The following is a 14,894-nucleotide window of genomic DNA, read 5'->3' on the forward strand; positions in this document are numbered from 1 at the left end:
GACTTAAATGTATCAAGTTTCAACTCCAGATTTTATGAGTTGAACCTCATTTCTGCTTACTTTAACATTCAAAGTTACTAACTTCCAGTTAATTAACAAAACAATACGCCATCTATCTTACTAATCAATGAAATAAATGTTAAATCAACTTATTCAGTGGGACCTTAATTACTCATTCTGATCTAAAAAATAGCAGAAATCTGAATTTATACCCAGCATTTCGAACATCTTCCCCATTTCTGAATAGGTGTAGTCCCTTTCCCTCTTGTGCTTACCTCTAAGAGATGAATTGGAATTCTCTATTGCCTTGCGAAAGCTTCCGCCTTGTTTTTCAAAATATTGATGGAGAGGGTGCGAGCGGAAAAATTTTGTAGTATATTTGAAATAGCAAAGCAAAAACAGCTCTGTAGATCTATCCGTTTCAAAGAACCTGACTTCATAATGAATGCCTCTTGGGCTTCAATATATGAATGCCGTAATATTTCTTTTTCAATCGTATGTAGTCACACCAGCTCTTGGTATCCTTCTTCTTGGTATCTTTATACGATATTACTACTTCATTCTCATTATCCAATCCGCAACTTCCCTTTGGGATATTATCATCCCATGCTGGTCTGAAGAATGAAAACGCATTTCCTTTTCGTTAGCGAAGATAGCACCCTTGCAAGCAGCTTTTATATCTTTAATAGCTGTTCCTGGCCAACCGGCATTCGTTACGAAGGGGACGACTATTTTTCCTTTCCAATGATTGGAAGTGAGAAAAGTGGAAACAACCGGAGCCATTGTATACCACCATGTAGGAGTTCCGATGATAATTCTCTGATAATCTGCGACCTTAATTTCTAATGGTTTAATCGCAGGTTTTATGTGATTATCTACCTCGTATTTGCCTTGCTCAACAATATCATCATAAGAGCCAGTATAGGGTACTAAAGGTTCTATCTCTGCAATATCTACACCTAATATTTTTTGAATATTTTGTGCTATGCCCTTAGTATTTCCACCTAATGAGTAATATACGATTAAAGTTTTTATTCCCTTCTGATCCTCATCAGTTTTATTAACTATACTATCCATATAATAGTTTTATCCAAATGGTTTTACATATACGACTAATCATCTCAAAGCGTACTTAATATCTCATCTACGATCTGAGGTGCTGTCAAATGGTTCTCTTTAAAAACTTCATCCACAGAATAACGATCAATAAATTCCTTCTTTATTCCGAAATTAAGAACCTTCATATTTGTCGGTCCGTAATATCTTGCTATTTTCTCTCCAAAACCGCCGTCTAACACACCATCCTCAAGGGTTACAACTACCTCATGATTTTTTTCCAAACCATCTAATACTTCAGTGTCTAATCCTGTTATATATCTAGGATTTATCAACGTAGCATCTATATCCATTTTATCTTTTAATTTTTCAACTACCGATTCTCCCAATTGATAAAATGAACCTAAACTCAAAATAGCAACTTTAGAACCCTTTTTGGTTATTTTATAACGATTCAATTGACCAAAATTTTCATTAATATTCTCCCCTGTTGAAACTACGCCACCATAATATGGAACACGTATTGCCACAGGATGAGAAGTTTGCTGTATGCCCCAATTCATCATGGCAAAATACTCTTCCTTGTTCGTTGGTGCTAAATAGACCATATTTGGGATGTTGCTAAGTAATGGGATATCAAAAATCCCAAGATGAGTCACATCATTCATGGCAGAAATTGAAGCCCAGTAAACTAAGATTAACGCTGGATTATTGTTAATACACAGATCTTGTGAGAGTTGATCGTATGCGCGTTGTATAAACGTGCTGAATACACCATACACCGGTTTGGCTCCATTGGCTGCAATAGCTGATGCCATGGCTACGGCCTGCTCTTCGGCAATACCGACATCTACAAACTGTTTGCCGGCCTCTTTCCTTCGTTCCTGGGTGAATCCGAGAACAGTAGGAGTGGCTGACGAGATAGCAACAATCGTTCTATCCTCTTTCATCTTATCCAATAGATATTTCGCCGTCAAGTCACTATAATTTTCGCCATTATTGCTAAATTTCCATTTACCTGTTGTCAAATCGAAAGGACCACCTGCATGATATTTTTCTTTATTTTCCTCTGCAAATTTATATCCTTTCCCTTTTACCGTATTTATATGAACAACTACCGGGTGATCGCTATCCTTCACCTTCTGAAAAGCATCAACCAACGATTGAACTTTGTTTCCTTCTTTAACATATAAATAATCAAATCCGAATGCTTTAAAGAAATTACACTCCGCTTTTCCATCTGTATCACGCAGTTGTTTTAAATCTTTATATATTCCACCATGATTCTCTGCAATGGACATCTGATTATCATTTACAATGATAATGATATTTGTTCCTAGTTCAGCTGCATTATTCAATCCTTCATATGCTTCACCACCACTCAGCGAGCCATCACCGATTACTGCGATAATATTTTCTTTGTCACCTTTTAAGTCACGTGCCTTTGCCAGACCTGTAGCCAAACTGACTGATGTTGAGGTATGTCCGATGACAAAGAAATCATGTTTGCTTTCGCTCGGTTCCGAATAACCTGATACATCATCATATTTTTCAGGATAAAGAAAAGCATCCTTACGTCCCGTGAGCATTTTATGGACATAACTTTGGTGAGATACATCAAATACGATTTTATCCACAGGTGAGTTGAATACATAATGCAAGGCAACTGTGGCCTCAACCATCCCAAGATTGGGCCCTATATGGCCACCATGCTCACTTAATTTCTTCAACAATGTTTGGCGAATTTCATTACTTCTATGTTGCTTTCCAAATAATTGGAAAATATTTATTATTATTTAACTATTTGTTATTCAATATATTACGAGAGTACGATGACTCATGAAGAAGCATTTGTAGGGTCGCAACGTACAGTCCGACACGGTATGCCGGATACGAATTGACCTTGAACAACAGACCTATCGGACAAACTTCTATGAGTTGACACGGACGTATCCGCCCAACAATTTACTTCTTCAGAGGATTAGGTAAAACGCAACAAACTTATTAGAGATGACACCCTAAGGCCCATCAACAATGAACAGGAGTCGTTTTATGAAGTTGTCCAACAATCTGTTGATTATTATTTTTCATCCCATTTGTATGGTTCATATCTCTTGCCGTTTTTAAGGACGGAGAAGATGATGTTTGACATCTTTCTCGCAATCTTGACAATAGCCTCTTGAGGTTTCATGTACTGCTTGTACTTGGCGTAGGCCATCCCCAAGCCGTAGTCTCTGTAGATGGCAACCCAGGCGGCCTCGATGATCATCGGACCAAGGTGCTTGTTTCCACGGAACGTCTTCTCTCCGTTAGAGGTCTTCTCTCCGCTGTTGTGACAGGTCGGTATCAATCCGAGGTAACTGGCGAACTGGTTCTCGTTTCGGAACCTCTTCACGTCGTAGATCTCCGTCAGGATACACATTGCAACGCTTGTGCCGATACCGGGTATCGACTTCAGCAACTCGTAATTGTCCTTGTACCGGTCAGTCTGCCCAAGACGACGCACAGCTCTCGTCGCATCAAGGAGTGTCAGACGTATGGTCTCTACCTGCTTGATCAGCAAGTCCAAAGACGAGCGTGTGGAAGAGAGCAGCTTCACATCTTTCTTGAGCCAGTTAATAAAAGGTCTGGACCAGTGAGTGCCTGGTTTCAAGAACCGCTCTGGCAACTCTACACCGTTGCAGTGCAGCATGTGCTTCACCCTTGACGTGTAACCTGACAACTGCTTCTGGATGGTCTTCCTTATGCGGATCACGGCTCTGTCATCGATGTTGTCTTTCTCCCGTATGTATATTGGCTTGATCTCACCAGCCCGTAACGAACGGGCCAGCTTGGCAGCGTCAACCTTGTCGGTCTTCATCACTTCCTCATATTGGGTGGTCGGGACATCGGCGGCATGCGTTATCACACAGTCAATGCCATACTCCTTCAGGGCATAGTATGTGGCAAAACCACTGAAGCCCGATTCGTATACGGCATGATACTCGCCATCAGGGAAATGCTTCTTCAAAAAGTCAAAGAGCGCTTTTGCCGAGGCTTTCTGCGGGTGCCTCTCCTTGTAACCCGACTCGGTCAGTACTGCAACCTCCCAAGTTTTAGCGTGGACATCAATTCCTATAAAAATCTTTTGTCCTTTGAAGGAAATTTTGTTTCTTTGCATCTCGGTACGATATTTAATTGTTATGTACTTTGTTTTCTTTTCAATTGCAAATATACATTCCAATTATTATCGTACCAACTTTTTCCTTCTAAAACCATGAAAAACACCGATGGGGTGCCCAGCGGCAGGGGGCTCGAAGCCCCCGAGAGCGACATTTTTCTGGTCTTATCGCGTTAGCCTTTGCAAACATAGTAACTTAATATATCAAGTTGACTATTTGATAACTTTTTTAAGTCTGATGGACTATCTATTTTTTCAATATACATACAAATATACTCTTTTTTCAATTTATTTTTTTATCGGAACCACTTCGTTTATTGCATTCATTGCATTTAGCGTTCGCGGGTAACCGATGTATGGCAAAAGTTGTGTGGTGATGCCTATAAGGGTTTCACGGTCGTTGCCGACATTCAGATTTCCCTGAATATGTCCACGTACCTGCATATCGGTTCCTCCCATACTGATTAGGATGCAATAAGTCAGTAGTTCACGGATTTTTATATTCAGACCTGTTCGGGTGTAATAATCGCCGAAACAGTTATCAGAAAGATAATCCTGAATCTGTAATTGGTCTTTCGGCGCATTTTCAAGCATTTTATTAATCGTTTCACCGAAAATAGATTTTTGCACCGCCAAACCTTTTTCAAAACGATTTTCACGGGTCGTGGTCGATTGTGCTTCAAGCGGAAGAGTTATACCTCGTTCCTGCATAATCTCATTTGTAGCAGAAAGAAAGTCAACTACTTTTGCCATACCTACATAAGCCGCCGATTGGTAAAGTATTTCCTTCACTTCAACCGGAATTACGCCCACATTTAGAGCAGCATTGACAAACATTTTATATTCCGTCAGAGCTCCTTGAGCAATGCACGACCCTATAATCATCATCACGCGGATTTTAGTATCTATTTTGCTCTGGGCTATGATTTCATCGAATGCCCAGTTATCAAAAATTTTAATCAGTTCCGGATCTGTCATGGCAGTTTTCGACTCATAACCAGGCCATAGCTTATTATGGTTTTTGACGGCTGTTTCGCTGAGATTGAGCTCTGCTGTATCATTTACTATAGCAGTTGCTTTTTTATATTGTTCATCAGTTACGGCTTCCAGCCACATAGGTTTGTTGTTTCCGGGATTTGTTTCAATAGCCAAATGTGAAAACCAACTATCAGGTGCCGCGCCATGCCAATGGATGACATCAGGTTCGATTTCAACGATATCACCAGGAAATAAAGCTATTGCGGGTTTACCTTTTTCCTGATAATATCCTTTTCCTCCTGTGGCAATTAATAATTGACCACCAGTATGGCTATGCCAATTGTTACGGCACCCAGGCTCGAATGTAACATTTGAAATAGGACAATTTAATTCACTACTTTTTGTCAATGGGGCTAAATAGGCTTGCCCGATGAAATATTGCGAAAACTTTTCCGGGAGTTTTTCTCCTATGGGAAACATACTGATATTCACGTTCTTTTTTTCCATAACTTTATAATATTATTTATGTTTATTTTCAGGCTACAAAATTACTTATAAAAAGCAGTTTAACTCTTAAACTTTTTACTCATAGTCGTATACAAATTACTTTAGAGACACAGTTATCCGCAAAATAGCACTAATACCTACGAGTTTTAAGTCTTGTTTTTAAAAAATCATACAAATGTACTAGTTCTGTTTCGGCGCTCTAATCTTTTGTTCCTTCGAGAGCATTCTCCAATAATTTGGCAGTATTTTAACTTTTTATAGGACTATCGTTTATTGCTATTACTTTCATAATTATCCTAATTAAAAAATTAACATTAACGCCTCCATTCACCGTAGCTTTTGGCATAGGATAACCTGCATTTATTTCATAACATTGTACCAACAAATTTTCACCGTTAGCAAAAATATGTGCTCTACGATTCAACTTATAATTAGCCCTTATATTCCATAAAAGTTACTTTTCTCTCTTGTCGGGGTTTACAGCTGTATAAAGTTCATTGATGTATTGAATATCAGTTGATATCTTGAATCTTTTCATTGAGTCTTCCACAAACACATTATGCTCCGGTGCTACCATAACCGGATATTTCATATCAAGCCACCTATAATTTGCATCAACACTCCATACTTGGTTTACCTTCAATCAAAAATCTCTTCATAATCCCCTTTGTTATAAATGACCTGTGACTGGAATATTTAAATAGTTTCCCTATATTTATTTGGAGTTACACCAACACACTTTTTGAATAATCGACTAAAATATTGTGGATATTCAAATCCCAGTTCATAAGCGATTTGACTTACAGATTTACTTTTATCAAACATCTTCTCTTTCGCCACTTCTATCAATTGTAATTGAATATACTCACGTGGGCTTTTACCTGTTTCTTTCTTAATCAAATCGCCAAAATAATTGGGAGATAAATTAAGTTTGTCTGCACAATATCTTACGGTCGGTAATCCTGAAGATTGAGGTAAATCAGACTTAAAATAAGTACAAACTAAATCTTCGAATTTGCTTAATATATCATCATTAACATGTCTGCGAGTTATAAACTGACGTTCATAAAAACGTGTACAATAATTTAAGAACAATTCAATATTAGAGACTATCAGCTTTTGACTATGATTGTCAATATCATGATTTAGCTCTAACCTAATATTGTTAAAACATTCCAGCACAATCTTACGTTCCTGTTCTGAAAGATGTAAAGCCTCATGGACTTTATATAAAAAGAACGTATAATTCTGCATAGAATGTCCTAATGAAGTTCCCCTCAATAAATCAGGATGGAACATTAATGCCCAGCCTTGAGGTTGATGAGGTAGTCTGTTTTCAACGGTAAAGATCTGGTTTGGGGCAAGAAAGACTAAGGTTCCCTCCTGATAATCATAATAATTCCTGCCATATTTCAAATCACCACATTTCACATCTTTCAAGAAAACACTGTAAAATCCAAAACTGTGGGCAGATGGAATATCCTCTGTATATGTGATTTTAGAAAAATCAACAAGCGAAATCAACGGATGTAATGTTTCAACTCCTATTGATTTATTATATTCTTCTATTGTTTTATAAACTCTAGCATTATCCATATACTATTCTTATTTTTGTTTTATGCAAAATTACTCTTTTCTAAGTAATAAACAATGAATTAAAAGAAATAACCGTAAAGTGTATACAATAATCCGTAATATGTTTCCTCATTAAAAATCAATCTACCTAAGACTGACCATAGCAAGAAATTTCAACTAAAAAATGATGACAATAAAAACACCTGATAATAAAAAGAAATACCACAACCATCAGAACGACAAAAAACCTGTTCTTGGATTTATCAAAAAAGACACTGTTAACACTAATTTATCAAGAAATTACCAGATTGTAGAATAAAAAGAGACAAAAAAATAAGATTTGTTATTCACGATAAAGTTCATGTATCATATTAATATCCTTTTTTACAAAAAAAATGATATATTTGTACCCTGATAAACATAAAAGACCTTCACAAAAATATAAGTTAACCATTTTGAACGAAAACTTTCTTATCGGAGAGCAACTAACACTACGATATTTTCATTAAAAAACATAAATCCATGAAACAAGTTATTAATAATGAAAGAAAGAGCAGTTACATCATTAAATGTTTCGCAACTTTTATTCTGACAGTACTTAGTTTACCTATTTCTGCTCAATCTTATCCTTACCAGAATCCTGCTCTATCCTCTCATGAAAGAGCTGTCGATTTATGCCATCGTCTTACTCTCCAGGAAAAGGCTTCACTCATGTGTGACGAGTCACCGGCGATTCCCCGACTCGGAATAAAAAAGTTTTTCTGGTGGAGCGAAGCATTACATGGTGCAGCGAACATGGGTAATGTAACGGTATTTCCTGAACCAATAGCAATGGCCGCTTCTTTCAATAACCAACTTTTGTATCAAATATTCTCTGCCGTATCTGATGAGATGCGTGCGCAATATAACTTAAGAAAAAGCAAGGGAGAAGATGATGAGAAATTTCACGGTCTCTCTGTCTGGACTCCGAATGTAAATATCTTCCGCGACCCCAGATGGGGACGCGGACAAGAAACATACGGTGAAGATCCATACCTTACATCCGTGATGGGCACAGCTGTTGTCCGCGGCTTACAAGGACCGGAAACTTCAAAATACCGTAAGTTGCTGGCCTGCGCCAAACACTTTGCTGTACACAGTGGACCTGAATGGAGCCGTCATACGGCAAACTTGAATAATATAAGTCCTCGTGACTTATGGGAGACTTACTTACCGGCATTCAAGACACTGGTACAAGATGCGAAAGTACGTGAAGTAATGTGTGCTTATCAACGAATTGATGATGAGCCCTGCTGCGGAAACAACAGATTATTGCAGCAAATACTCCGTAATGAATGGGGCTATAAATATCTTGTAGTCTCCGACTGTGGTGCCATTTCCGACTTTTATGTAAGTCACAAAACATCGTCCGATGCAACTCATGCTGCAGCAAAAGGAGCTCTTTCCGGCACTGATGTAGAATGTGGATACAACTATGCATATAAAAAACTACCGGATGCTGTAAATCGGGGACTTATTCCGGAAAAGAATATTGACGAACATGTAGTCCGGCTTCTTGAAGGAAGATTTGAACTTGGGGAAATGGATGATCCATCACTTGTAAAATGGTCAAAGATTCCTGCATCTGTACTGAATTGTGAACAGCACAAAGAATTATCTCTGGACATGGCACGCCAGGCCATGGTTTTATTGCAGAACAAGAATAATATACTTCCTCTAAAAAAGAAAAAGAAAATAGCCGTTATCGGTCCGAATGCAGACAACCAGTCAATGATGTGGGGTAATTATAACGGAACTCCTAACCACACTGTTACTATTCTAGATGGAATCCTGTCAAAAACAGGAAAAAGAAATGTCACCTATTATCCCGGATGTGATCTCACCAACGAGATGATCGTGGAATCACTTCTGAATCAATGTTCGATAGACGGACATAAAGGTATAAGAGGAACCTTCTGGAATAATAAGGAACAACAAGGAAAGATTGCATCACAAGAATTCTATACGAATCCAATAGCCGTAACCACTGCCGGACAACATGTCTTTGCGAACGGAGTAAAAATGGAAGATTTCTCTGCAAAATACGAAACAACCTTTACTCCCAAACAATCAGAAGAAGCTGTGATCAAACTTGAAAGTTGTGGAGATTTTCAACTGCTCATCAATGGGAAAGAGATGGTTAAGATGCACACGTGGAGAACAACCCCGACCAGTACGGCATTTAAAGTTGAAAAAGGCCAACATTACAAGATTGAGGTAAATTATAAATATGTAAACACATGGGGGTCTAATATGAAACTAAATATTGGCATTGAAAGACCTATCAATTACTCGAACATCATTGCCAAGTTAAAAGGTATCAACACGGTTGTATTCGTAGGAGGCATATCCTCTCAACTTGAAGGGGAAGAAATGCCCGTTTCTATTCCGGGATTCAAAGGTGGCGACCGTACAAATATTGAATTACCTGACGTTCAAAGGAATTTCTTAAAATCACTAAAACAAGCAGGTAAAAAAGTGATATTCGTCGATTGCTCCGGTTCGGCCATCGCACTCACACCGGAGACCAAGAGTTGCGACGCAATCCTTCAGGCATGGTATTCAGGAGAACAGGGAGGTAATGCCGTTGCCGATGTGCTCTTTGGTGACGTCAATCCATCTGGGAAATTACCGATCACATTCTATCGCAATTCAGAGCAACTTCCGGATTTCACAAATTATTCAATGCAAGGCCGTACATACCGCTATATGAATGACCCTCTGTTTGCTTTCGGCTACGGACTGAGCTATACCAACTTTAAAATAGGTAAAGCGAAATTAATGAACGGAGACACTAAAGAACTTGTGATTCCTGTATCAAATATCGGGCCTAGAAAAGGAACAGAAGTCGTGCAAGTATATATCCGTAATGTGGCAGACACAAAAGGACCTTTAAAATCTCTCAAGGCCTTTAAACGCGTAAGTATAAACGCAGGAGAAACCACAAACGTAAGAATACCCTTAACCCAAAAGTCATTCGAACTATTCGATCCGGAAACCAACACTGTCCGAGTAAAATCAGGAAAATATGAAATCATGTATGGAAGCAGTTCCCGTGATGTTGATTTAAAGAAAATAGACATTAACTTATAAAAATATTCCTATATTGTTGTGGACTATCCATCGATAGGTTCAAAACAAAGAATAAAACAAATAAGATGAAAAGGTTCATACTATTGCTATCCATACTGATATCAATTGGATATGTTAATGCAGAAAATCTTCATAGATTCAAAATTAAAGTCAATAAACAAATCTGCTATATATCATTCTTTTCTCCAAGGATTGTCCGAATCGTAAAATCACCGGTTAACAGCACTCAATCAATTGACAGGAAAAGTTTGGTTGTTACGATGATTCCGGAGAAAGACATCGCTCTCAGTTACAAGGAAAATAGCACGGATGTTACGATAAGCAGCAGCCAGTTGACAGTCATGCTCAATAAGAAGACGGGGAATATTCAATTCTTACACAAAAGAAAGAACCTGCTGCGTGAGAAAGGATGTTACTTCGAGAAGCGAACAACCGGACGGGATGCCAACTCCTACAAAATAAATCAGACCTATACTCTTGATAAAGATGAACCAATCTATGGACTTGGAACCATCCAGAATGGAAAGTTGAACCGTCGTGGTACAAGTATCTTCATGGAGCAATCCAATCTCCAGGACTTTCAATATGTCATTCAATCCATTAAGGGATGGGGAATCTATTGGGATAATTACTCACGCGCAAAATTTGATGACTCCAACAAAGGGATGTCTTTCACGGCTGAGGTAGGTGATTATATTGACTATTATTTCATGTATGGAGGATCCGCCGATGGCTTGAACGCACAGATGAGAGAGCTTTCCGGAAAAGTGCCGATGCCCCCGATGTGGACTTTCGGATATTGCCAAAGCAGGGAACGCTATAAGAGTTCTAAAGAATTGCTCGATGTCCTGAATAAATACAGAGAACTAAAAGTGCCTATTGACGGTATCATCCAAGACTGGCAGTACTGGGGAAGCAACTATACCTGGAATGCGATGGACTTCCTTTCAGAAAACTTTGCCAATGGCAAACAAATGATAAACCAGATTCATAAAAACCATGCACACCTTATGATCTCAATATGGTCAAGTTTCGGCCCGGAAACAAAGGCCTATAAGCAACTCGATAAAGAAGGTTTATTATTCAATATACAAACATGGCCACAAAGTGGGTTATCCTTCTGGCCCCCACGAATGGATTATCCTTCTGGGGTCAGAGTATATGACTGTTACAGTCAGAAAGGGCGGGATATCTATTGGAACAACCTGAAGACACTTTTCAATGATGGTGTTGATGCCTGGTGGATGGATTCTTCAGAACCGGACTATTTCAATTCTAAGGATACGGATTATGAGCACATGACCGGACTTGGCTCCTGGCGCCGTGTACGTAATGCTTTTCCTTTATGCACTGTAAGTGGAGTGTACAACCATCAGCGCAAAGCATCATCTGACAAACGTGTATTTATCATGACACGTTCAGCCTTTGCAGGCCAACAGAGATATGGGGCTAACATGTGGAGCGGAGATGTGACATCATCATGGGATATGCTTCGCAAACAGATTCCAGCAGGATTAAACTTTTCTCTGACAGGTGATCCCAATTTTAATACAGATATCGGCGGATTTTTCTGTGGTTCTTACAACACAAAGGGCCCGGGTTCTGCATCCCGTAATCCACAATACCGTGAACTATATGTACGATGGCTGCAATACGGACTATTCTGTCCGATCTTCCGTAGCCATGGCACAGATTCTCCAAGAGAGATCTACTATTTCGGGGAAAAAGGTGAACCTATTTATGATGCCATCGACAAGAGTATTTGCCTTCGCTATAAATTGCTACCTTATATATATTCTACAGCATGGCAGGTCACTCATAATGACAAGAGTTATATGAGAGCACTTATATCAGATTTCCCTTCAGACAAAAAAGTCTGGAATCTGTGTGACGAATTTATGTTCGGCCAGTCAATATTAGCCACTCCTATCGTAAAGTCTCAATATACCGATGAACAAGTAATAAAGGAAGATGCCATGACAGGTTGGAATAAAAGGAATAATACCCCAGATACATCTGACGAATATAAACCGATAGACTTTACAGCCACAAAAGAATGCCAGAAATATCTACCAAAAGGAGCGAAATGGTATTACTTCTGGACCAATAAACTTTATGATGGCGGACGAAAAGTCAATATCCAAACCTCTATAGACCAGGCTCCAATGTTTGTTCGCGCAGGAAGCATCATACCTATAGGTCCTGCCATGCAATATGTCGGACAAAAACCGTGGGATAATCTTGAGATCAGAGTTTACCCGGGAGCAGATGCGACTTTTACTCTCTATGAAGACGAAGGAGACAGTTATGATTATGAAAAAGGAATATTCTCTATTATTGAATTTCATTGGAATGAGAAGAAACACCAACTTACCATTACTGATCGTAAAGGTCAGTATCCGGGAATGCTTCAAAAGAGAAAATTCAATATACAACTTATCGGAACCAGTTTGCAAAAGACTATTGAATATGATGGCTTAGAAAAGATTGTAAAACTGTAGTAAATATTCAGGCATTTTATCAAGGGTTAAGTTAGAAAAAACATTGATATTTGACCTGAAATTTATTGCTTAAAAAATCTATCATGTATACTGTCATCTGAAAAAAAAACTGTACCTTTGCAATTAACGTTTTGCCAACCTTTTTATGAAAGGTTGCTTTTTATTACTAATAACATGAAACAAAATCAAGAAGGTAGCAGAGCCTACCTTATTTCCATTGTGATGGTTGCTGTGCTTGGCGGTCTGCTGTTCGGTTATGATACGGCTGTAATCTCAGGTGCAGAGAAGGGCCTTCAGGCTTTTTTTATGGGTGCAAAAGATTTCACCTACACCAATGGCTGGCACGGAATCACATGTGCCAGTGCACTTATAGGATGTGTTATCGGCAGCAGCATTTCAGGAATACTGGCATCCAAGTGGGGACGTAAGAAATCCCTCGTCTTTGCAGGTATCCTGTTCTTCATTTCCGCCCTCGGCAGCATGGACCCGGAATTTCTTTTCTTCACATACGGGGTACCTACTTATCATCTGCTCATCATGTTTAATCTCTATCGTGTGATCGGTGGTGTAGGTGTGGGATTGGCATCCGCTATATGCCCGATGTATATCGGAGAAATTTCTCCATCGAATATCCGGGGCATGCTGGTTTCCTGGAACCAGTTTGCAATTATCTTCGGTCAATTGGTAGTCTATTTTGTCAATTTCATTATTCTGGGGAACAATGTCAACCCCGTCATCAATATGATAAACGGCGTGAATCAGATCATGAACCCTGAAGCTGCTTCATGGACCATTACGACAGGCTGGCGGTATATGTTTGGAAGCGAAGCTATTCCCGCCGGAATATTCACCATCCTTATCTGCTTTGTACCGGAAACTCCGCGTTACTTGGTGATGACAGGTCAATATGATAAGGCTCGGCATATCTTGTCCAGAATTAACGGAAGTGTTAAGGCTGACGAGATCATTTCAGAAATAAAAGGTACCATTAAGGTAAAGACTGAAAAGTTGTTTTCGTACGGATTTCTTTGTATCTTTATCGGTATTATGCTGAGTGTGTTCCAGCAGGCCGTAGGAATCAATGCTGTACTCTATTATGCGCCCCGTATATTTCAGGATATGGGTATGCAAAGCCCCATGGTACAAACAGTGATTATGGGTATAGTAAATATTTCATTTACACTGGTAGCTGTATTCACTGTAGAAAGAATAGGACGCAAACCTTTGCTCATCATAGGTTCCATAGGAATGGCTATCGGTGCTTTCGGAGTAGCCCTTACATTTGGAAATGCGGCGGTACATACGGTAACCATGCTCTGTATCATGCTCTATAGTGCATCCTTCATGATGTCCTGGGGGCCAATCTGCTGGGTGCTGATTGCAGAGATTTTCCCAAATACAATCCGTGGCAAGGCCGTGGCGATAGCCGTAGCGTTCCAGTGGATATTCAACTGGATAGTCAGTTCTACGTTCGTGCCGATGTTCAACATGCATCTTACACAAGGAGATAACTTCGGGCACTGGTTTACATACGGACTTTACGGAATCATCTGCATCATTGCCGCCATCTTTGTCTGGAGACTCGTTCCGGAGACCAAGGGAAAAACACTTGAAGACATGACACAACTGTGGCGCAAGAAAAAGACAGACGAGAGCGAAACCGTATCGGAATAAGATGAAACCGAAGGTCAATTCTGACCATAAGTTTCTTTCATTAAATATTACGCAGGAGGAAGCACCTATCATTCGTGCTTGCCTCCTGTCTCGTTTGAACTTACCCAAAAAGATAGAGTCTTTTATGGTTCATCCGACAAATGCGTAGTTTTTATCATGTAGCGATAAAATTTTGAGTTCAAAAAACTTCTCATCCCGATATCCATACGCCTGTCTTTTCATTGTCTTGATTTTGTTGTTTATCCCTTCAAGTTTACCCGTGGAGATATGGTAGTCGTACCATGAGAGTATTCCGCTTTTGTGTGCCATGA

8 protein-coding genes and 1 pseudogene are annotated in these 14,894 nt (G+C 39.3%); 3 read left to right on the forward strand and 6 right to left on the reverse strand.

The window, feature by feature from the left end:
• Positions 1 to 552: 552 nt before the first annotated feature.
• From NG821_RS04880 to NG821_RS04900, 5 genes and pseudogenes are all read right to left on the reverse strand, one after another.
• Positions 553 to 1,077, reverse strand: coding sequence for a flavodoxin (locus NG821_RS04880; protein ID WP_252760539.1), 525 nt, complete (start codon positions 1,075 to 1,077; stop codon positions 553 to 555).
• A gap of 44 nt (positions 1,078 to 1,121) precedes the next feature.
• Positions 1,122 to 2,810, reverse strand: a pseudogene (locus tag NG821_RS04885) (1-deoxy-D-xylulose-5-phosphate synthase); the annotation flags it as partial.
• A 326-nt stretch (positions 2,811 to 3,136) separates the two neighbouring features.
• Complete coding sequence (locus tag NG821_RS04890) at positions 3,137 to 4,216, reverse strand: IS110 family RNA-guided transposase (RefSeq protein ID WP_252760540.1); 1,080 nt, start codon at positions 4,214 to 4,216, stop codon at positions 3,137 to 3,139.
• A gap of 288 nt (positions 4,217 to 4,504) precedes the next feature.
• Positions 4,505 to 5,701: a cupin domain-containing carboxymuconolactone decarboxylase family protein gene (locus NG821_RS04895; RefSeq protein ID WP_252760541.1), complete on the reverse strand. Its 1,197-nt coding sequence runs from the start codon at positions 5,699 to 5,701 to the stop codon at positions 4,505 to 4,507.
• Positions 5,702 to 6,397: 696 nt separating this feature from the next.
• Complete coding sequence (locus NG821_RS04900) at positions 6,398 to 7,297, reverse strand: helix-turn-helix domain-containing protein (RefSeq protein ID WP_252760542.1); 900 nt, start codon at positions 7,295 to 7,297, stop codon at positions 6,398 to 6,400.
• Between the two features lie 501 nt (positions 7,298 to 7,798).
• Between NG821_RS04900 and xyl3A the strand changes: the two genes are divergently transcribed.
• The 3 genes from xyl3A (at position 7,799) to xylE (ending at position 14,583) form a co-directional block, all read left to right on the forward strand.
• The gene (gene xyl3A, locus NG821_RS04905; RefSeq protein WP_252760543.1) at positions 7,799 to 10,408 is read left to right on the forward strand and encodes a xylan 1,4-beta-xylosidase; all 2,610 of its coding nucleotides are present in this window, start codon (positions 7,799 to 7,801) and stop codon (positions 10,406 to 10,408) included.
• Positions 10,409 to 10,473: 65 nt separating this feature from the next.
• On the forward strand, positions 10,474 to 12,909 hold the full coding sequence (locus tag NG821_RS04910) for a glycoside hydrolase family 31 protein (RefSeq protein ID WP_252760544.1): 2,436 nt from the start codon (positions 10,474 to 10,476) through the stop codon (positions 12,907 to 12,909).
• A 174-nt stretch (positions 12,910 to 13,083) separates the two neighbouring features.
• Positions 13,084 to 14,583: a D-xylose transporter XylE gene (xylE, locus tag NG821_RS04915; protein ID WP_252760545.1), complete on the forward strand. Its 1,500-nt coding sequence runs from the start codon at positions 13,084 to 13,086 to the stop codon at positions 14,581 to 14,583.
• 129 nt (positions 14,584 to 14,712) lie between these two features.
• On the opposite strand, the gene NG821_RS04920 is transcribed toward xylE, so the two are convergent.
• The coding region (locus NG821_RS04920) for a transposase (protein ID WP_252760546.1) at positions 14,713 to 14,894 on the reverse strand (182 nt) is incomplete at its 5' end.

It is taken from the genome of Segatella cerevisiae (genome assembly GCF_024054555.1).
In the GTDB taxonomy this organism is placed as follows: domain Bacteria; phylum Bacteroidota; class Bacteroidia; order Bacteroidales; family Bacteroidaceae; genus Prevotella; species Prevotella cerevisiae.